We start from the raw sequence: 19,873 nt of genomic DNA, 5'->3' as shown, positions 1-19,873 counted from the left end.
CACTCATGGCAGCAACAAACATCGAAGTCTGGCAATCGGCAACGGTCGTCGAGGCCGTGCCGGTGGCGGACGGCATCCTTCGCATCATCCTGGAACCGTCCCTGCCGAAACGGGCCGAACCCGGGGCACACATCGACCTGAAGGTCGTCATCGGCGGGGAGGACGCCAAGCGTTCGTACTCCGTGGTGGAATCCAACGAGGACGGAACCCGCCTGGTCATCAGCGTGATGAAGGCTCCGCTTTCCAGGGGCGGGTCGATCTTCATGCACGGCCTCGTTCCCGGCCAGCGGCTGGAAATCACCCAGCCGCTGCAGAACTTCCCGCTGCGGATCGGCGCGCCGCGCTACATCCTGCTGGCCGGCGGCATTGGCATTACCGCCATCGCCAACATGGCCGCGGTACTCAAGCGGCTCAAGGCCGACTACACGCTCGTGTACGTGGGGCGCAGCCGTGAGGCCATGGCCTACCTTGACGAGCTCGCCGACCTGCACGGGGACAGGCTCGAGATCCACGTCGACGCCGAGGGCACCCCGCTGAGCGTTCCCGGGCTGGTGGGCCGAGCGGATGCCGGCACCGAGCTGTACATGTGCGGGCCCATCAGGCTCATGGACGCGGTGCGCCGCAACTGGGTTGAGCGTGAGCTCGACCTGCCGAACCTGCGCTACGAGACCTTCGGCAACAGCGGCTGGTACGACCCCGAGGAATTCATCGTCAGGGTCCCCAAACTGGATTTGGAGGTCACCGTCCCGCAGGGCCGCTCCATGCTGGAGGCGCTCGAGGACGCGGGAGCGGACATGATGTTCGACTGCCGCAAAGGGGAGTGCGGGCTGTGCGAGGTGCGCATCCTTGACCTCCAGGGCGCAGTCGACCACCGCGACGTGTTCTACAGCGAACGCCAGCAGCGGCTCTCGACCAAGATGAACTGCTGCGTCTCACGTGCAGTCACCTCCGCTTCCGGCGCCCGGGCCGACGCCGACCGCGGAGCCGGACCGGCAATCATCACCATCGAACCCAACTAAACAAACCTCACCAAGCAACCTCGAGACATCTCTCCCGTCCGGCCGTCGAGGCCGTTGGCAGGTGATTTGTCGCGCCCAAAAAGTGCAAGGAGTTTCGCCAGCATGAACATCAGAGAACGCATAGACGCCTCACCCATGTCACCCTTCCAATGGGTGGTCGTCGGAGTCTGCACCTTCCTCAATGCCCTGGACGGGTTCGACGTGCTGGCCATGGCGTTCACCGCCAACCGGGTGTCGACCGAGTTCGGGCTCAGTGGTTCCCAGCTGGGGGTGCTGCTCAGTGCCGGGCTCTTCGGCATGGCGGCAGGTTCCCTGGTCCTGGCCCCCTTTGCCGATGTCTTTGGCCGTCGGCCGATGTTGCTTTTCACCACGGGGCTCGCTGCGGCGGGCATGTTCCTCTCCGCCACCGCACACTCCGTGCTGGAACTCGGACTGTGGCGAGTGGTCACGGGTCTTGGGGTGGGCGGAATCCTGGCCTGCACCAACGTCATCACCAGCGAGTACGCCAACAAGCGCTGGCGAGGCATGGCGGTGAGCATCTACACCGCCGGATACGGGGTGGGTGCCACGCTGGGCGGCATGGCCGCGGTTTCCCTGCAGGCGTCCTTCGGGTGGCGTTCGGTCTTCGTGTTTGGCGGCATTGTCAGCACCATTGCGCTGCTCCTGCTGCTGGCTATCGTGCCCGAATCCGTTGACTTCCTGGTGAGCAAGCGGCCGGCGCGGGCCGAGGCCCGGCTCGCCGCACTGGTGCGCAGACTGCGGTTGAACCAGGACACCGTGCTGTTGCCTGAGGCCGCGGTTGGCGGGGCAGTCGGTGCGGCAAAGGGCAAGCAGCTGACCGCACTGTTCTCGCCGGCGAACCGTCGATCCACCGCCCTGATCTGGGTCGCCTTTTTCGCCACCATGTTCGGCTTCTACTTCGTGAACAGCTGGACGCCGAAGCTGCTGGTGACGGCCGGAATGACCGAAAGCCAAGGCGTGGTGGGCGGACTCATGCTGACCCTGGGTGGAACCTTCGGTTCACTGCTCTTCGGGGCCTTGACCACCAAATGGGAGGCACGCAAGGTGCTCCTGGTGTTCACGGTGCTTTCCTCCATCACCATGGTGCTGTTCATATCCGTCGCAGGAATCCTGGCCCTCGCCTTTGCCATGGGCATCGTGGTGGGCATGCTCATCAACGGCTGCATCGCCGGGCTCTACACGCTGGCACCGGCCTCCTATGCTCCGCAAAATCGCGGAACCGGCGTCGGATGGGCCATCGGAGTTGGCCGCTTCGGTGCGATCCTGGCCCCGCTGGCGGCGGGCGCCTTGCTTGATGCCGCCTGGACCGCGGGGCAGCTGTACCTCGGCGTGGGCATCGTGGTGCTGGTTGCCGCCGCGGCCGTCGCCTTCATGCGCTCGCCCCAGGGGACCATTGCCGGCGCGGCCACCGGGAACGGTGTGCTTGAGGGAGCAGCCGCCCACAAATAGCCAGCATCCCGGATACTGTCGTTGTGTCAGGCACCGAGCGCGCGGGAAATCCCGCGCGCCGCGGTGCGCAGCGCCATCACCGCGGCCGGCAGGATCCCCGCGTCGCGCGGAACCACCACGGCCAGCACCGCCAGCGCGTGGCCGCGGGAATCAAGGATCGGAACGGCCGCGCCGGTTGATTCGGTGTCGATGAATCCGTCGAGCGTCGCATAGCCGTTGCGGCGGATCTCCGCTAATTCGCGGCGCAGCTGCGGGTGCGTGGTGAGCATTGTTTCGCCGTGCCGTTCGAGAAAGCCCTCCAGCGTTGCGGCCGGGGAGAACGCCAGCAGCGCCAGTCCCATGGAGGTGCGGTGCACCGGCATGCGGCCGGCGACATTGGCCTGGTTGACCACCGCGCCGGGCCGCGACAGCCGCTCGATCACCAGGACTTCGTCCTCGTGCAGCAGCGCCAGCTGGGTGTTGTGCCCCACCAGCTGGTTCACGTCCTCCATGAAGGGCAGGGCGGCCCGGCGAAGGTCGAAGGTCGGCGCACTGCGGTTGGCCAGCTCCCACAAGCGCACGCCCAGGCGGACCTGCCTATCGGCATCGCGGGCCAATAGTCCGTGCGCCACCAAGTCGTCGACCAGCCGGTAGGCGGTGGCCTGCGGGACGTCGGCGCGGTGCGCGAGCGAATTGACGGTCAGCGTGGGGTTTTGCGCATCAAAGGAGTCGAGGATCCGCACGAGGCGGTCGAGCATCGAGTCCCCGCTCGGTGAGTTGGCCATGGATCCACTGTAGGGCAACCGGCGTGCCTCAAAGAGGTCGAAAACCGAGCGTCGACGGGAAATCCGTGGAGATTAAAGTAACCGTTCCGCGCCTTCCTGATCCGCGTGCATCAAGCCTACGATGAGGGCGCAAAGGCAACCAGATGCACAGGTCCGCTCGGCCTCGGCTCTTTGGGATTGATCCAGATGTTCTTGAATTCGTTGGCGGGCATGGTGCATTCCTGGTCCACGGAGCATGGGAGGACCACGTGGCCGATCAAGAGAAGAAGCAGGGCGCCGGGAATAAGCGCCCCGAACCGATGGTGGAACGCAGCAAGTTCGGCGTCCCCGAGCGTCGCAAGGACCCCGTTGCCGAGGAATTCCGTCCGCCTGTCACCAGCACCGAGCTGAGCAAGGGACCCGCGGAACTCGTCGAGTATCCGGGCCCCAAGGTCAACTGGCGCGTCTTCATCATCTCCGCGATCATCATCCTCGCGTTTTCCATCTGGGCCATCGTTGTGCCGGACAGTGCGGCGGCATCGATGCGCACCGCCGTCTCCTGGATCTCCACAAACCTGGGATGGTTCTACGTCTTGACCGTCACCCTGGTGGTGCTCTTTGTCCTCTGGGTCGCGTTCTCCAAGGAGGGCAGTGTCAGGCTGGGCCCCGACCACTCGAGACCGCAATACAACCTCTTTACCTGGGTCGCGATGCTCTTTGCCGCCGGCGTGGGAATCGACATGCTGTTCTACTCGGTAACCGGTCCCATCACCCAATACATCACCCCGCCCGCGGCGGATCCCCAGTCCGCTGCGGCCATCCAGGATGCGGTCGTATGGACCATGTTCCACTACGGCATTGCCGGCTGGGCCATGTACGCGCTGCTGGGCATGGCCATGGGCTACTTCGCCTACCGCTGGGGCATGCCGCTGTCGATCCGCGCCGCACTGTATCCGTTGCTGGGAAAGCGCGTGCGCGGGGCTGCCGGAGACGTCATCGACATCTTCGCGCTGGTCGGCACCGTGTTCGGCGTGGCAACCTCGATGGGCATCGGCGTGGTGCTGCTGAACGTCGGGTTCTCCCTGCTCTTCGGCCTGCCCGAGGGCCTGGCCCTGCAGATCGCCCTGGTGCTGGTGGCGGTGATCATGACCATCGCGGCCTGCACCTCCGGGGTGGACAAGGGCATCCGGCTGATCTCCGAGCTGAACCTCTGGTCGGCCGGGGCCATGATGCTCTACATCCTCGTCACCGGCCACACCTCCTTCCTGCTGACGGCCATGGTGGAGAACATCGGCCGCTTCGTCTTCACGTTGCCCGAACGCACCCTGCAGACCTTCGCCTACCAGGAGGGTGGCGCCGACTGGATGGCCAGCTGGACCCTCTTTTTCTGGGCGTTCTGGCTGGCCTGGGGGCCCTTTGTGGGACTCTTCCTGGCCCGCATTTCCCGCGGCCGCACGTTGCGCGAGTTCGTGATTGCCGCGATCACCGCACCGGTGCTCTGCGACTTCTTCATCGTCTCGATCTTCGGCAACAGCGCCATGGAGAAGGTGCTGGGCGGCAACACGGAGTTTGCGAACCTTGCCGTCGAGAGCCCCGAGCACGGCTGGTACGCGCTGCTGGAAATGTTCCCCGGCGCCCCGTTCCTGATCGGCCTGGCCACCCTCTCCGGCCTGCTCTTCTACCTGACCAGCGCCAACTCCGGGGCGATGATCATGTCCAACTTCTCCTCCTCGATCCCCGACCCGTCGGTGGACGGGGCCAAGTGGCTGCGCATCTTCTGGGCGCTGGTCACCGCGGTGCTCACCGTGGCCATGCTGGTCGCCGGCGGGGTGACCACCATGGAACACGCGACGCTGATCTTCGCGCTGCCGGTGACGATCATCGCGTACCTTGTCATGGCCTCGTTCTCCAAGGTGCTGCGGATGGAGCGGGCCGAACGCGAGGGGACCGTCATGCGTCGGAAAACCGTGGCGGCGCACGGCGGCGCGGCGCCGGAGAAGACCTGGCGCCAGCGCTTGGCGCACCTGCGTGCCTACCCGTCCAACAAGGCGGTGGCGCAATTCGTGGACACCGTCATCCATCCCGCGCTGGTGGAGGTCAAGGACGAGTTCAGGCAACTGGGCTACCAAGCCGATTTGACCACCAAGCCCAATGCGGAGACCGGCATCGACGAGAACACGTTGCTGGTCCACATGCACGACCACCGCAACTTCCACTACCAGGTGGCGGCGGTCGAGGCGCCGGTGCCCGCTTTCGGTGCGCGCACCGTGGCCCGCGAGGTCGACGTGTACTTCCGGCTGGAGGTGTTCACGCAGACCGGCACCGAGGGCTACGACCTCATGGGCCTGGACAAGCAGCAGGTCATCAACGACGTGCTGGACCGCTACGAGGCCCACCTGTCCTTCCTGCAGTACTCGTCCGAGCGAGACCTGGCCTCGGTGCTCACGCCCCCGCCGCCGACGACCGGCATGATCCCGCAGGTGCCCAAGGAACCGGAAAAGCCCAACCGCGAGGCCCCCGGGGAAGCCGGGGGCGATGAGAAGCCGTAGGCCGGCGAACTAGTTCACCGACGGACGTTGGGGTTTCTGACCGTTTCCCGAGGGTGCGCCGGTGCGGGCGCGGTGCCGCCTGACGGCCGCGCGGTTGGCGCAGCGCACCGAGCAATAGCGCTGCCGGCCGTTGCGGGTCACGTCCACGACCACTGCGCGGCAGGGATCGCCGGGGTCCTCGCCGGCGGCGCAGCGGCCCAGCCTGTGCATTCCCCTGGTGGTCAGATGCAGGGCGGTACCGACGCTGAAGATCGCGCGGAAGACGTGGGGCATGCCCTGGTTGGTGTCGCGGTAGTGCAGATGCCAGCCCTCGTCGTCGTGGTCCACGAGCCGCGGATAGGCCGCGGCCGCTGCCATCTGTTGGTTGAGCAGGGCCGCTCGTTCCTGAGGGTCCGTGGCGTCAACGACGCGCAGCCAGTCCTCGATGACCCGGCGGGTCAGTTCATGGTCCTCGGGGGTGGGGATGAAGTCCATGGTCATCCCGAACGTGCGGGCCCGTTCCTCGATGCCGCTCCTGCCTTCCGGCATGTCATTGGCCAGCGATGCCGCGAGCAGGACGGCATATTCTCCGTAAGGGTTGAGGTGCATAAGGCCATTACAGCATAGTGGTTCGCATGATGCACACAACTACAACCAACGGCTTCCAGGCCGCTTGCGAACAGCGAGCCCACGAGCACGCGTGGGTGGTGGAATCCGCGCACAACACCTCCGAGGGGCGGGTGCTGTACGTGCGCTGCGCCGGAAATTGCGGCGCCCGCCGCATCGACATTCAAGGGGCAATCGAGGTTCCGCCCAGCGAAGTGAGCTTCGTTGTGGGTGGATAGCGGGCGTCCAGAAGGGGCCTTTGAACGGGCGACCGCTTCACGTGCGCCAGCAGGCAGTTGACGGCAAACCCTTGAAGTCGATGCGCCCCTGCTGATAAAGTTCAATTAGTGAACAAGCGTTCACAATGCGAACATTTTGGTCGGAAAGTCGGTCCCCACACCATGCAGCAGGCGTACCTCTACGACGCGATCCGCACGCCCTTTGGCAAGATCGGCGGAAGCCTTTCCGGGCACCGCCCCGACGACCTGGCAGCGCACGTGGTCCGCGAACTCGTGGCCCGCGCCCCGCAGCTGGACCCGGAACGCATCGACGAAACGATCTTTGGCAACGCCAACGGCGCGGGCGAGGAAAACCGCAACGTGGCCCGCATGGCCACCCTGTTGGCGGGCCTGCCCACCTCGATTCCCGGCACCACCATGAACCGCCTCTGCGGTTCCTCGCTGGATGCCGCCATCGCCGCCTCCCGCCAGGTCAACACCGGGGACGCGGAGCTGGTGCTGGTCGGCGGCGTCGAATCCATGAGCCGCGCCCCGTGGGTGTTGCCCAAGACCGACCGCCCCTTCCCGATGGCCAACCTGGAACTGGCAAACACCACCCTGGGCTGGCGCCTGGTCAACCCGGCCATGCCCGGCGAATGGACCGTCTCCCTCGGCGAGGCCACCGAGCAGCTGCGCGAGAAATACGAGATCAGCCGCGAGGACCAGGACGAGTTCTCCGCACGCTCGCACCAGCTGGCCGCGGCCGCCTGGGTCGAGGGCAAGTACGAAAACCTCGTGGTCTCCGTGCCCCCGGCCGGTAAGCGCGGCGCCGAGGTCACCATGGACGAGACCATCCGCCCCGATTCCACCGCCCAGGCGCTGGCCGGGCTGCGCACCGTCTTCCGCGAGGAATCCACCGGAACCGTCACCGCGGGCAACGCCTCCCCGATGTCCGACGGCGCCTCCGCCGCCTTCATCGGCTCCGAGCACGTCGGCGAACTGCTGGGGGCCGCACCGCTGGCCCGCATCGCGGGCCGCGCCTCCTCGGCCCTGGACCCACAGTTCTTCGGCTTCGCCCCGGTCGAGGCGGCCAACAAGGCGCTGGCCAAGGCCGGCATCGCCTGGTCCGACGTGGCTGCCGTGGAACTCAACGAGGCCTTCGCCGCACAGTCGCTGGCCTGCATCCGCGCCTGGGACATCGACCCGGCCATCGTCAACGCCTGGGGCGGCGCGATCTCGATCGGCCACCCGCTGGGTGCCTCCGGCCTGCGCATCCTGGGCACGCTGGCCCGCCGCCTGCAGGAAAACAACCAGCGATGGGGCGTCGCGGCGATCTGCATCGGCGTCGGCCAGGGCCTGGCCGTCGTGCTGGAAAACCCGAACGCCACCGCTTAGATGGACCGAGGGATTTGAACCCTCGGTCATTCGCACTCAGGAAAAGATTTCAGGAATTTAGGAGAGAACCACCATGGCACCACGCATCGCCGCCACGGCCGCAGAGGCAGTGGCCAACATCCACGACGGCGCGACCGTCCTGATCGGCGGGTTCGGCAACGCCGGCCAGCCGATGGAACTCATCGACGCACTGCTGGCCAACGGCGCCACCGACCTCACGGTCGTGAACAACAACGCCGGCCAGGCCGACGCCGGCCTCGCGCTGCTGATCAAGGAACGCCGCGTCAAAAAGGTCATCTGCTCCTTCCCGCGCCAGTCCGACTCCTGGCACTTCGATACGGCCTACCGCGCCGGGGAAATCGAGCTGGAACTGGTCCCGCAGGGCAACCTGGCCGAGCGCATCCGCGCCGCGGGCGCAGGCATCGGCGGCTTCTTCACGCCCACCGGCTACGGCACGCTGCTGGCCGAGGGCAAGGAAACCCGCGTGATCGACGGGCGCGGCTACGTCCTGGAAAGCCCCATCCACGCCGACTTTGCCCTGGTCAAGGCCCTGCGCGCGGACACCCACGGCAACCTTGTCTACCGCAAGACCGCCCGCAATTTCGGCCCCATCATGGCGGCAGCGGCCAAGCAGGCCATCGTGCAGGTCGATGAGATCGTTCCCGTCGGCGGCATCGATCCGGAGGTCGTGGTGACCCCGGGCATCTACGTCAACACCCTCGTCGCACTCGGAGGCAACAACTAATGAGCACCGATACATCCACCTTCACCACCACCGAAGCGCCGCTGACCCGAGACGAGCTTGCCGCGATGGTCGCCGCCGACATCCCCGCCGGCGCGTTCGTGAACCTGGGCATCGGCCAGCCGACCAACGTCTCCAACTTCCTCACCGCTGAACAGGGCGTCACCCTGCACACCGAAAACGGCATGCTGGGCATGGGCCCGGTCGCCACGGGCGAAGACATCGACGGGGACCTGATCAACGCCGGCAAGATCCCGGTCACCGAGTTGCCCGGCGCCAGCTACTTCCACCACGCGGACTCCTTCGCGATGATGCGCGGCGGACACCTGGATGTCTGCGTGCTCGGCGCGTTCCAGGTGTCGGGCTCCGGCGACCTTGCCAATTGGCACACCGGCGCGCCCGGCGCCATCCCGGCCGTCGGCGGTGCCATGGACCTGGCGATCGGCGCCAAGGCCACCTGGGTCATGATGTCCCTGTTCTCCAAGGACGGCGCATCCAAGCTGGTCGAGACCCTGTCCTACCCGGTCACTGGGCTGGGCTGCGTCTCGCGCATCTACACCGAGTCGGCGATCTTCGAGCTGGAGGATTCGAGGGTGGCGGTGCGTTCCGTCCACGGGATCACCTTCGAGGAGCTCGCCGGGCGCCTGCCCGTGGCGTTGGTGCGCGGGGCGTAGCCGGTAAGTTTGAAAGAATGGGGGCAGTCAACACCCTGTCCCCGTTCTTTTGCCTTCCCGCCGAAGCTTTGCGGGGCACTTTCACCATCGATCACCCAGGAGCCGCACGCCATGAGCCAGGACGCAGGAACCACCGCCGCGGGCGGATCGACGTCCGTCCAGTCTCTGGCCCGCGGCCTCGAGGTGATCACCTCGTTCGACGCCGAGCATCCCTCGATGACGCTCAGCGAGGTTGCTAAGCGCACCGGCCTGTCGCGTGCCACGGCCCGCCGGTTCCTGCTCACCCTGCAGGAACTCGGGTATGTGCGCGGGGACGGGAAGTTCTTCGAGCTCACCAGCAAGGTCCTGCAGCTGGGCTACTCCTACCTTTCCAGCGCCACGCTGCCGCAGCTGATGGAGCCGGTGCTTGAGGACCTCTCCACCGCGGTGCACGAGTCGGCCTCGGCCTCGGTCCTTGACGGGCGCGACATCCTCTACATCGCACGCGTGCACACCCGCTCGATCATGCGAGTGGGGATCTCGGTCGGCACCAGGTTCCCTGCCGTGAACACCTCCATGGGGCGGGTGCTGCTGGCCTTCCAGGCCCCCGTGGTGATTGACGTCCTGCTGGCGGAGGGTGTGCATTCGGCCACTGGCCTGGGAATCGACAACGTCGCCGACCTGCGTGCGGAGCTGGAGAAGATCCGCGCCCGGGGCTACGCAATCGTCGACCAGGAGCTGGAGATCGGGCTGCGTTCGGTCGCGGTGCCGGTGTTCAACGCGGACGGCAGCATCGCTGCGGCCATGAACGTTTCGATGAGCGTGCGCCAGCAGGCCCCGGTCAGTGCCGAGGAAGCTGCGCAGGCCGTGCTCCCCGCGCTCCAGCGAGCCGCCTGCCAGGTGCAGGAAGCACTCGCGGCGAGCCGCTGAGGCTCAGGCCGTAAAGGCGATCCGCGAAAGCAGGTCGCGCAGGGTGTCCTGCTCGGCCTTGTTTAGGCGCTCCATCGACATCGATTCGCCCTTGGCCGTTTCCAGGCGTGCCTTCTTGTAGAGCTTGTGTCCCTCCGGCGTTGCGCTGATGACCTTTGAGCGCCGGTCGTTGGGATCGGCATGGCGCTGGACAAAACCGCCCTTTTCGAGCTGGTCGACCAGCGGCACGATCTGGCTGGGATCCAGTGACAGGAACTCCGCCAGCTCGCGCTGGGTGGGGGAGAGGTCGCTGCAAGCCAGCGACAGGACGGAATACGAGCGGACCTTCAGGCCCAGCGGTTCCAGCAGCCCGTTGGCGCGCGCCGAACCCAGGGAGCGCGTGCGTGCGGCCAGGAACTCGATTTCCCCTGCCAGCTCGCAGTCCAGGAACCGTTCAATCCCGCTGGCTATGGTGCTCGACTTGGGTGGCATGAAGGCATCTCCTGGATATTGGTGAGAAACTTAATCGTTGACTTTTTCAAGAGTTTAAGTTGTTATGTATCTAAGCAAGGTTCCCATGTGCAAGGCCGCGGGGGCAACAGCAACCTATGAGGGAGTAAACGTGTCACTTGAAGGAAAAGTAGCAATTGTCACCGGCAGCGGACGCGGCCTGGGCCTGAGCTACGCGCAGGAACTCGCCCGCCAGGGCGCCGCCGTGGTCATCAACGACGTTGACGCCGGCGTCGCCGCCGAGGCCGTCGAGTCGATCACCGCAGCAGGCGGCCAGGCCGTCGCGGTCGTCGCCCCGGTGGGTTCCACCGAGACCGCCATGGCATTGGTTGCCGCGGCAGTTGAGAACTTCGGCCGCCTCGACATCCTGGTCACCAACGCCGGCGTGCTGCGCGACAAGTCCATCCTGAAGATGACCGACGAGGACTTCGACCTGGTCATCAACGTGCACCTGCGCGGAACCTTCACCTGCGTCCGCGAGGCCTACGCCTACTTCAAGGAAAACGGCATCGCCGGGCGCATCATCGCCATCGGCTCGCCCACCGGCCAGCGCGGCAACTTCGGCCAGACCAACTACGCCGCCGCAAAGTCCGGCATCGTGGGCATGGTGCGCACCTGGGCCCTGGAAATGAAGCGCGCGGGCGTCACCGTCAATGCGGTCATCCCCGTTGCGGCAACCGCCATGACCAAGACCGTTCCGTACTTCGCCAAGGCCGTCGAGGCCGAAGAGCGCGGCGAGGCAATGCCCGACTTCTTCCGCAAGACGCTCGGATTCGGCACCTCAGACGACGTTGCCGGCCTGATCGCCTTCCTCGCCTCGGATGCCGCAGGCAACGTCAACGGCCAGGCCATCGGTGCGGGCGGGGACCGCCTCCAGCTCTGGAGCCACCCGGAAGCCATCGAGTCGGAGTTCAACGACGGTGGCTGGGACTACGCAACCTTGCAGGAACGCTTCCCGTTTGCCGGGAATCTGCAGTCGGTCGGCGAGAACTTCCCGGAGCTTCCCGCCGAGCTGCAGCCCGAACCGGCAGCCAAGTAGAAAAGCCGGAATCATGGGCATCAAGTACGAATCGCGGATAGACCTCGCGGCCATCACTGCCATCGACATGCACGTGCACCTCGAGGTCGACGACTGCGGTCACAAGGCCATGCCGGAGGAACTCTTCGAGGCCTCGGCCGCCTACTTCAAGTCCACCGAGCGCACCCCGTCGGTGGACCGGATCGCAGAGGTCTACCGCGAGGCGAAGATGGCGGCCGTGCTGTTCACCGTCGACGCCCGCACCGCACTGGGACATGCGCCGAACTCGATCGACGACCTGGTCGCCGGGGCCGCGCGCAACAACGACGTGTTGATCCCCTTCGGCTCCGTCGACCCGCGCACAGGTCCCGAGGCGATCACCGAGGCGCGCCGCCAGGCCAACGACCTCGGCGTGCGCGGCTTCAAGTTCCACCCCTCGCTCCAGGGCTTCGACCCCTCAAGCGAGGAGTTTTACCCGCTGTGGGCGGCGCTGGAGGAACTCGGCCTGCCGTGCATCTTCCACACCGGGCAGAACGGCATGGGCGCGGGGCTTCCCGGCGGGCGCGGCATCAAGCTGCGCTACTCGAACCCGTTGTTGCTTGACGACGTCGCGGCGGACTTCCCGGGCCTGGTGGTCATCATGGCGCACCCCTCGGTGCCGTGGCAGGACGAGGCGAACTCGATCGCCACGCACAAGGCCAACGTCTTCATCGACCTCTCGGGTTGGAGCCCGAAGTACTTCCCCGCCTCGCTGGTGAAGCTGAGCAACAACGTGCTCTCCCGCAAGGTGCTCTTCGGCACCGACTACCCGCTGATCACCCCCGAAAAGTGGCTCGGCGCCTTCGCCGAGCTGCCGCTGAAGGACGAGGTTCGCCCGCTGATCCTCAAGGACAATGCCGCGGGTCTCCTGGGATTGACGGCACAGTGAGCGCCTTCTATCCCAGCGACCAGCTCGGCTTCGCCGGGCTGCTCAGCGACGCCGAACGCGCGGCGCTGCTGCGTTTGCGGACGGCGTTGGACGAGCATGTCCGCCCGGTCGTGAACGAGTACTGGGAGCGCGGGGAATTCCCCGAACAGATCACCGGCCCGCTCGTCGGGCTGGACCTGATGGAACCGGCCGAGGTCCTGGCCGCCGGGGAAAAGGTCCGTGGACTCTTTGCCGGCTTCAGGAACTTCGAACTGGCCCGCATCGACGCCTCGGTCGCCACGTTCTACAACGCGCAGTCCGGGCTCTTCAGGACCACGGTGAACCTGGGCGGCAGCGAGGAGCAGGCGGCCGCACTCGACCCGAAAATCAGCTCCTACGATCTCAGGGGCGTGTTCGCGCTGACCGAGCCCGAGCACGGCTCGGACATTGCCGGCGGCCTCGAGACCTCGGCGTCCTTCGAGGACGACGAGCGGGGCGGCTCCTGGGTCATCAACGGGTCCAAGCGCTGGATCGGCGGTGCCGCCCAGGCCGACGTGCTTGCGGTCTTCGCCCGCGACACGGCCGACGGCCAGGTCAAGTGCTTCCTGGTGCCGGCCGATGCACCGGGCGTGACGTTGTCCAAGATCGAGCGCAAGGCCAGCCTGCGGATCATGCAGAACGCGGACATCGACCTGGCGGACGTGCGGGTCCCTGACTCCGCGCGCCTGGCGCGGATCAACTCGTTCGCGGACGTCGCGGCCTGCCTGCGCAACATGCGTTCGGACGTCGCCTGGATCGCCACGGGCGCCGCCGCCGGGGCCTACGAGGCAGCGTTGAAGTACGTCTCGGAACGCAAGCAATTCGGCAAGCCCCTGGCGTCCTTCCAACTGATCCAAGAAAAGCTCGCGCAGATGCTTTCGAACGTCACGGCCTGCCTTGGCATGGTCGTGCGGCTCACCGAGCAGCAAGACCAGGGCCTGTACAAGGACGAGAGTTCGGCCATGGCCAAGATGTTCACCGCAAGGATGCTGCGTGAGACCGTGGCGCTTGCGCGAGAGATCTGCGGCGGCAACGGCATCGTGCTCGACTACGACGTCGCCCGGTTCCACGCGGATGCCGAGGCGATCTATTCCTACGAGGGAACCCACGAGATCAATGCGTTGATCGTCGGCCGGGCCGTGACGGGCATCGGCGCCTTCCGCTAACCGGCAGGCACAAGACTTCATTCATCACTTTCCAGCACCAACAACTCACAGGAGGGTCCCACCATGGGCCAGACAGTTCTTTCCTACGAACAGCTCGCAGACGCAGCCGGCACCGACCTGGGCTACAGCGAATACCGCCTGGTCACCCAGGACCAGATCAACACCTTCGCCGACGCGACCGATGACCACCAGTGGATCCACACAGACCCGGAAAAGGCCAAGGACGGCCCCTTTGGCGGCCCTATCGCCCACGGCTACCTTTCGCTGAGCCTGCAGATCGCCTTCTGGTCCGAACTCTTCGATGTCACCGGGGTCTCCACCCGCGTTAACTACGGACTGGAGAAGGTCCGCTTCCCCGCCCCGGTTCCGGTGGGCGCCAACATCCGCATGAAGGCCACCATCGCCGAGGTTGAGGAAGTCAGGGGCGGCTACCAGATCGCCGTCGACCAGGTCGTCGAGGTCGAGGGCGCGACCAAGCCATCGGTCGTCTCGCGCGGAATCTACCGCTTCTACGCCTAAATTGCGGCCAGCGTCCGGGGAGCCCCGAGAGGGCGACCCCGGACGTTGGTGTGCCCTTTTGCCTCTCCTGTGGGGCGGTTCAAGGATCGGCCGCACCAAGTCCTAAAAGCAGTAAAAATCGAACCATTGATTTTTTCAATGATTGCAATTAGATTGAAACCTGTGGCGTCGGTCACAAGTTCTTGGCGAATGGGGCAATGACTCCGGTGCCGCATCAAAACCACTCAGGAGAAATCATGAAGAAGCAATTCACCGCGATTATCACCGGGGCAACAATTGCCGCATTCGCACTGACGGGCTGCGGCGGTGGATCCCTGTCCGGACAGGCCGCAGCGGAAACGGGCGCATCCGGTTCGGCCGGGCTGACCAAAGTGGTCGTTGGCGTCCTTCCCATCGCCCCTTCGGTCGCGGTGAAGTACGGAGTCGACAAGGGAATCTTTAAAAAGCACGGCCTTGACGTTGAATTCACCACCAGTTCCGCCGGGGCAGCGATGCTTCCGGCGGTTTCCACCGGCGACTTGAACTTTGCCGTAGGCAACCCGCTCTCAGTGCTCACCGCCGTGGACAAGGGGCTGGACATGAAAATCGTCACCGGCTACTCGAACTCCAAGGCTGAAGGTGATGACATCAACGGTGTGGTTGTCCGCGCCGATTCAGGCATCAATACCTTCGCTGACCTCGCCGGCAAAACCACAACCGTCAATGCGCTCAAGACACAGGGTGACCTGACAATCAAGGAGTCGGCGGCAATCGATGGTGCCGATCCGGCGGCACTGAAGTTCAGCGAAATGCCCTTCCCGGACATGGAGGCGCAACTTGAACGCAAGAATGTTGATGCCATATGGGCTCCCGAACCTTTCCTCTCCAAGGCCCTTGCCAACAAGGACAACAAGCTCGTTGGCTACCCGAACCAGAAGGCAATTCCGGGCCTTCCGACCATGGTGAGCTTCACCAGCGGCAAGTTCGCCCAGGAAAAGCCCGAGGTCGTCGCCGACTTCAAGGCGGCAATGACCGAGACCCTGGCCGCTGCCGAGGCCGACCAGGCCGGCGCGAAGGCAATGCTTCCGGACTTCATGAAGATGGATGCCACGGTTGCCAAGAACCTCAAGATGGAAACCTGGGACGGAGCCGTTCCGGCAACCCAGCTTGATGCGCTCGGCCAGCTCGCGGCCAAGCTCGCATTCCTCTCCAAGGCCCCCGACGTCGCGGGCCTGACAATCAAGTAGTCAAGAACGCTAGAAACCGTTGCGCCGGCCCGCGGGCCGGCGCACAAGAAAGGCACCGATGCTTAACCAAGGGCTTGGTAGTTGGATCCACAAGCGCCGCATCAAATCGCGGGAGCGCGTGGCCATCGTCGACCGCGATGTGTCCCTGAGCTACGCCGAACTTGCCGTGCGTATCGACAGGTTGGCCAACGCCTTGGCGGATCGGGGAGTGACAAAGGGGTCGCGCGTTGCCTACCTCGGCAACAACCACCCCGCATTCCTTGAAACCCTCTTTGCATGCGGCAGTATTGGTGCCATCTTCGTTCCACTCAACACCCGGCTCGCGCCGCGTGAATTGAACTATGCACTCAACGACTCGGGAAGCGTTGTACTCATTGCCCCCGCGTCACTTGAAACCCAGGCAACGGCTTCGCTCCCGGGAAGCCCCGTTGGGCACACTCTGGTCGTCAGCGACGTGCCGGGGGAGGGTTCGGAGTACGAATCGGCGCTCCTGGCGGCAAGCCCCGCACGCCAAGATGTCGAGGTGGTGCAGGATGACCCCGCAATCATCCTCTACACCTCGGGAACCACCGGCCAGCCCAAGGGCGCCGTGCTCACGCACGGGAACCTCACCTGGAACTCGATCAACGTCCTTGTCGACTACGACGTCACCAGCAGCTCCATCGCGTTGATGATCGCCCCGATGTTCCATGCGGCATCGCTCGGCATGGGAGCCCTGCCGACGCTGCTCAAGGGCGGCACTCTGGTCCTGCAGGACCGGTTCGAGCCTGCCGCGGTGCTTGCGGCGATTGAAAAACACTCGATCACCACACTGTCCGGGGTGCCGACGACCTTCCAGCTGCTCGCCGAGCACCCTGCCTGGCCAACCACCGACATCTCCTCGCTGCGCATGATCACCTGCGGAGGGTCGGCAGTTCCCCTGCGCGTGCTCGAAGCCTATGAGAAGCGCGGGCTCGGGTTCTCCGGCGGCTACGGCCTGACCGAAACAGCACCCGGCGCCACTTCCCTGCAGGCTGAGCATTCGCGCGAAAAGATCGGCTCCGCCGGCCTGCCGCACTTCTTCACCGACATCAAGATCGCCGGTCCCACCGGCCAACCCTTGAGCCAGGGCGAGGTCGGTGAAATCCTCATCTCCGGCCCCAATGTCATTCATGAATACTGGCAACGGCCCGAGGCCAGCGCCGAGGCGTTCGCCGAGGACTCCTGGTTCCGTTCCGGGGACCTGGGATACACGGACGAAGACGGGTTCCTGTTCATTTCGGACAGGCTCAAGGACATGATCATTTCCGGGGGCGAGAACATCTACCCGGCCGAAGTCGAGCAGGCGATCATGGAACTCAACTCCGTGGCCTCCGTCGCCGTCATCGGCATCCCGGATCCCAAATGGGGCGAGGTTCCCCGCGCCGTCGTGGTTGCGGGCGAGGGCATGGCAGTTTCTGAATCAGAGGTCATCGAACACCTCAACGGACGTCTGGCCCGCTACAAGATCCCCAAGACCGTCAGGATCGTGGAGGAACTTCCGCGAACGGCCAGCGGAAAGATCCGCAAGGCCGACCTGCGGAAGTCCTTCGGCGACTGACGAAGCGAAAGCTCCGACGGCACACCACACTCTGCGTTTCGAAGAAGAGCTCAACCACTACCAAAGGACGGCAACCCCGACATGCGAAAGAAACCCTCACGTGCACTGACGGCGTTGGGCATCCGCACGCCAGCGAGCCCCGACGAATTGCTTCCGCAATGACCCAAATCGCTGAAGAACAAGTTGTTGGCGGGCACAAGGCCGCCACGACAAGGCCCCGCCAAACACCCAAGGCAGTCCTTGGACTCATCGGCGTCCTGGTGTTCCTGGGTGCCTGGGAACTGCTGCCGGTGCTGGGGATCGTGAATGCGAAGTACCTGCCGCCGGCCTCCGAGGTCCTGGCGGCCCTGGCCTTGGATCTGGGCCTGACCGCCTTCTGGGTTGCCGTAGGTGACACCATGACCGCCTGGGCCATAGGCCTTGCCATTGCCGTGGTCCTTGCGCTGGTGCTGGGATTGCTCATTGGCATGTCGCCGTTCCTGCGCCGCTTCACGAACTCCACCATCGAGTTCCTACGCCCGATTCCCTCGGTCGCGCTGATCCCGTTGGCCGTGCTGCTGTTCGGGATGAAGATCGAGTCCTCGCTGTTGCTGATCATCTACGCCTGCTTCTGGCAGGTGCTGATCCAAGTGCTGTACGGCGTTGCCGACGTGGACAACGTCGCCATGCAGACGGCCCGCTCCTACGGGTTCTCCCACTGGCAGCGGGTGCGGGACGTGGTCTTCCCGACCATGCTTCCCTACCTGATGACGGGCATCCGACTTGCCGCATCGGTGGCCCTGATCCTTGCCATCACCGCCGAACTGCTCATTGGTTCCCCCGGCTTGGGCAACGAGATCACGCTGGCCCAGTCCGGCGGCGCCATCGCCGGGATGTATGCGCTGATTCTGGCAACCGGGTTCCTCGGTGTGCTGATCAACGTGGTCACACGTGTTGTTGAAAAACGTGTGCTGTCCTGGCATCCGTCCGTCCGTGGGGAGGCAACGCCATGAAAACGCTAAAATCCATCGGCTACCTGCTGGGCCTGCCGCTGATCCTGCTGGCCTGGTGGTGGATTGCCACCTCCGGTGCCGCGAACTTCTTTGTCCCGACCCCGGCTCAGCTCGCCGAAACGTTCGTCGAGACGTGGATGGGCGAGCGCCTGGTCACCGACGTGCTGCCGAGCGTGATCCGCCTGGTCGTGGGCGTGCTGGCCGCGATTGTGCTGGGCATCGGCCTGGGCCTGGCCGTCGGGTTGAACCGCACCATGCGTGCGCTCACCGAGCCGGTTTTCGAGTTCTTCCGGGCGCTGCCGCCGCCGGTGTTGGTGCCGGTGCTGATGCTGCTGGTGGGCATCAACGACGGCATGAAGATCGCGGTGATCATTTCCGGCTGCATCTGGCCGGTGCTGCTGAACACCATCGAGGGCGTGCGCTCCATCGACCCGGTGCAAAACGAAACCTCCCGCTCCTACGGGATCTCCGGCTTCAACCGTATCCGCTACCAGGTGCTGCCCTCGGCAACCCCGACCATCATGGCCGGGGTGCGCCAATGCCTGTCCATCGGCCTGATCCTCATGGTGATCTCCGAAATGTTTGCCTCGTCCTCCGGGCTGGGGTTCACGATCGTGCAATTCCAGCGTTCCTTCGCCGTGCCGGAAATGTGGTCAGGCATCGTGGTGCTGGGCCTGATCGGCGTGGCCTTGTCCTTTATCTTCCAATGGTGTGAACGACGCGTCCTGCGTTGGTACCACGGCCTGAAAGAGGTTGAAAATGCAGTCTGAAAACCCAACGTCCCACGCCGGCGGGCGCACGCTTCCCGATGGCGAGGCACTACTGTCGGTGCGCAACCTGAAGAAGGTCTACCGCACGGACGCCGGCGACATCGAGGCCGTCCGCAACCTGACCTTCGATCTGGGCCGCGGCGAGCTGGTCTGCCTGGTCGGCCCCTCGGGCTCCGGCAAGACCACACTGCTCAAGTGCATTGCCGGCCTGCTCGCTTCCACCGAGGGCGAGGTGCGCCTGGACGGCCAGGTCATCACCGGCCCGCCGAAGAAGATGGCAGTGGTGTTCCAGGAGTACGGTCGTTCGCTGTTCCCCTGGCTCCGCGTGGCCGAGAACGTCGAGCTGCCGCTGAAGAACGCCGGCGTGCCCAAGAACGAGCGCAAGGTGCTGGTCGAGCAGGCGCTGGAGGCCGTGGGTCTGGCCCACGTGCCCAAGTCCTACCCGTGGCAGCTCTCCGGCGGCATGCAGCAGCGCGTGGCGATCGCCCGCGCCGTCGCCTACCAACCCGAGGTGCTGTTGATGGACGAGCCGTTCGCCGCCGTCGACGCACAGACCCGCGCGGACCTCGAGGACCTGATCCGCAGCGTCTGGAAGAAGCTCGGCGTCACCGTCCTGTTTGTCACCCACGACATCGACGAGTCCATCTACCTGGGCGAGCGCGTCATCATCCTCTCCTCCTCGCCCACCGTGGTGCAGGAAGACATCGTGATCGACCTGCCGGCCGAGCGCGACCAGCTGGAAACCCGGTCGCTGCCGCGCTTCACCGAGCTGCGCCACCACGTGTACGCGGAAATCCAGAAGGCCAAGCAGGGGCACCGCCCGGAGGAAGCCATCACCATGGTCGCCAAGTAGCCGGGCCCTGT

At 65.3% G+C, this 19,873-nt stretch carries 20 protein-coding genes; 17 read left to right on the top strand and 3 right to left on the bottom strand.

The window, feature by feature from the left end; all coding sequences use genetic code 11:
* Positions 1-5: 5 nt before the first annotated feature.
* Positions 6-1,019, top strand: a complete 1,014-nt coding sequence (locus tag JOF47_RS17475) for a PDR/VanB family oxidoreductase (RefSeq protein ID WP_210000774.1) — start codon at positions 6-8, stop codon at positions 1,017-1,019.
* Positions 1,020-1,121: 102 nt separating this feature from the next.
* Entirely contained in the window at positions 1,122-2,489 is a 1,368-nt protein-coding gene (locus tag JOF47_RS17470; protein ID WP_210000771.1) for an MFS transporter, read from the top strand.
* A 26-nt stretch (positions 2,490-2,515) separates the two neighbouring features.
* Here JOF47_RS17470 and JOF47_RS17465 read toward each other — a convergent pair whose 3' ends face one another.
* Positions 2,516-3,253 carry an IclR family transcriptional regulator gene (locus JOF47_RS17465; RefSeq protein WP_210000767.1) on the bottom strand — a complete coding sequence of 246 codons (738 nt, stop codon included), beginning with the start codon at positions 3,251-3,253 and terminating at the stop codon, positions 2,516-2,518.
* Positions 3,254-3,552: 299 nt separating this feature from the next.
* Between JOF47_RS17465 and betT the strand changes: the two genes are divergently transcribed.
* The gene (gene betT / locus JOF47_RS17460) at positions 3,553-5,781 is read left to right on the top strand and encodes a choline BCCT transporter BetT (RefSeq protein ID WP_210001830.1); all 2,229 of its coding nucleotides are present in this window, start codon (positions 3,553-3,555) and stop codon (positions 5,779-5,781) included.
* A 9-nt stretch (positions 5,782-5,790) separates the two neighbouring features.
* Here the strand turns inward: betT and JOF47_RS17455 are convergent, their stop codons facing one another.
* The gene (locus JOF47_RS17455; RefSeq protein ID WP_210000764.1) at positions 5,791-6,369 is read right to left on the bottom strand and encodes a CGNR zinc finger domain-containing protein; all 579 of its coding nucleotides are present in this window, start codon (positions 6,367-6,369) and stop codon (positions 5,791-5,793) included.
* Between the two features lie 26 nt (positions 6,370-6,395).
* Here JOF47_RS17455 and JOF47_RS17450 point away from each other — a divergent pair, with 26 nt between their 5' ends.
* The 5 genes from JOF47_RS17450 (at position 6,396) to JOF47_RS17430 (ending at position 10,304) form a co-directional block, all read left to right on the top strand.
* Entirely contained in the window at positions 6,396-6,605 is a 210-nt protein-coding gene (locus JOF47_RS17450) for a hypothetical protein (RefSeq protein ID WP_210000762.1), read from the top strand.
* Positions 6,606-6,767: 162 nt separating this feature from the next.
* The gene (locus tag JOF47_RS17445; protein ID WP_210000760.1) at positions 6,768-7,979 is read left to right on the top strand and encodes a thiolase family protein; all 1,212 of its coding nucleotides are present in this window, start codon (positions 6,768-6,770) and stop codon (positions 7,977-7,979) included.
* A gap of 73 nt (positions 7,980-8,052) precedes the next feature.
* Positions 8,053-8,724 (top strand): 3-oxoacid CoA-transferase subunit A, encoded by a 672-nt coding sequence (locus tag JOF47_RS17440; protein WP_210000758.1) that lies wholly within the window; start codon positions 8,053-8,055, stop codon positions 8,722-8,724.
* A complete protein-coding gene (locus JOF47_RS17435) occupies positions 8,724-9,395 on the top strand; it encodes a CoA-transferase (protein WP_210000757.1) in 672 nt (223 codons plus the stop codon). The genes JOF47_RS17440 and JOF47_RS17435 overlap by 1 nt, the downstream gene beginning before the upstream one ends.
* 111 nt (positions 9,396-9,506) lie before the next feature.
* Positions 9,507-10,304: an IclR family transcriptional regulator domain-containing protein gene (locus JOF47_RS17430; RefSeq protein WP_210000756.1), complete on the top strand. Its 798-nt coding sequence runs from the start codon at positions 9,507-9,509 to the stop codon at positions 10,302-10,304.
* A 3-nt stretch (positions 10,305-10,307) separates the two neighbouring features.
* Here the strand turns inward: JOF47_RS17430 and JOF47_RS17425 are convergent, their stop codons facing one another.
* Positions 10,308-10,775 carry a MarR family winged helix-turn-helix transcriptional regulator gene (locus tag JOF47_RS17425; RefSeq protein WP_210000755.1) on the bottom strand — a complete coding sequence of 156 codons (468 nt, stop codon included), beginning with the start codon at positions 10,773-10,775 and terminating at the stop codon, positions 10,308-10,310.
* A gap of 130 nt (positions 10,776-10,905) precedes the next feature.
* On the opposite strand from JOF47_RS17425, the gene JOF47_RS17420 reads away from it, so the two are divergent.
* From JOF47_RS17420 to JOF47_RS17380, 9 genes are all read left to right on the top strand, one after another.
* Complete coding sequence (locus tag JOF47_RS17420; protein ID WP_210000753.1) at positions 10,906-11,832, top strand: SDR family NAD(P)-dependent oxidoreductase; 927 nt, start codon at positions 10,906-10,908, stop codon at positions 11,830-11,832.
* Positions 11,833-11,845: 13 nt separating this feature from the next.
* On the top strand, positions 11,846-12,739 hold the full coding sequence (locus tag JOF47_RS17415) for an amidohydrolase family protein (protein ID WP_210000751.1): 894 nt from the start codon (positions 11,846-11,848) through the stop codon (positions 12,737-12,739).
* Complete coding sequence (locus JOF47_RS17410) at positions 12,736-13,923, top strand: acyl-CoA dehydrogenase family protein (RefSeq protein WP_210000749.1); 1,188 nt, start codon at positions 12,736-12,738, stop codon at positions 13,921-13,923. Before JOF47_RS17415 ends, JOF47_RS17410 begins: the two co-directional genes overlap by 4 nt.
* A gap of 63 nt (positions 13,924-13,986) precedes the next feature.
* Complete coding sequence (locus JOF47_RS17405) at positions 13,987-14,442, top strand: MaoC family dehydratase (RefSeq protein WP_210000747.1); 456 nt, start codon at positions 13,987-13,989, stop codon at positions 14,440-14,442.
* A gap of 236 nt (positions 14,443-14,678) precedes the next feature.
* Positions 14,679-15,668 (top strand): ABC transporter substrate-binding protein, encoded by a 990-nt coding sequence (locus JOF47_RS17400; protein WP_210000744.1) that lies wholly within the window; start codon positions 14,679-14,681, stop codon positions 15,666-15,668.
* A gap of 58 nt (positions 15,669-15,726) precedes the next feature.
* A complete protein-coding gene (locus tag JOF47_RS17395) occupies positions 15,727-17,247 on the top strand; it encodes an acyl-CoA synthetase (RefSeq protein WP_210000742.1) in 1,521 nt (506 codons plus the stop codon).
* Positions 17,248-17,405: 158 nt separating this feature from the next.
* Complete coding sequence (locus JOF47_RS17390) at positions 17,406-18,239, top strand: ABC transporter permease (protein ID WP_210000740.1); 834 nt, start codon at positions 17,406-17,408, stop codon at positions 18,237-18,239.
* Complete coding sequence (locus JOF47_RS17385) at positions 18,236-19,009, top strand: ABC transporter permease (RefSeq protein WP_210000738.1); 774 nt, start codon at positions 18,236-18,238, stop codon at positions 19,007-19,009. The genes JOF47_RS17390 and JOF47_RS17385 overlap by 4 nt, the downstream gene beginning before the upstream one ends.
* Entirely contained in the window at positions 18,999-19,862 is an 864-nt protein-coding gene (locus JOF47_RS17380) for an ABC transporter ATP-binding protein (RefSeq protein WP_210000736.1), read from the top strand. The genes JOF47_RS17385 and JOF47_RS17380 overlap by 11 nt, the downstream gene beginning before the upstream one ends.
* Positions 19,863-19,873: the final 11 nt, after the last annotated feature.

This window comes from Paeniglutamicibacter kerguelensis (assembly GCF_017876535.1).
In the GTDB taxonomy this organism is placed as follows: Bacteria; Actinomycetota; Actinomycetes; order Actinomycetales; family Micrococcaceae; genus Paeniglutamicibacter; species Paeniglutamicibacter kerguelensis.
Note: the sequence above shows the minus strand (reverse complement) of the source record. Positions and strands in the feature narration are given on the sequence as shown.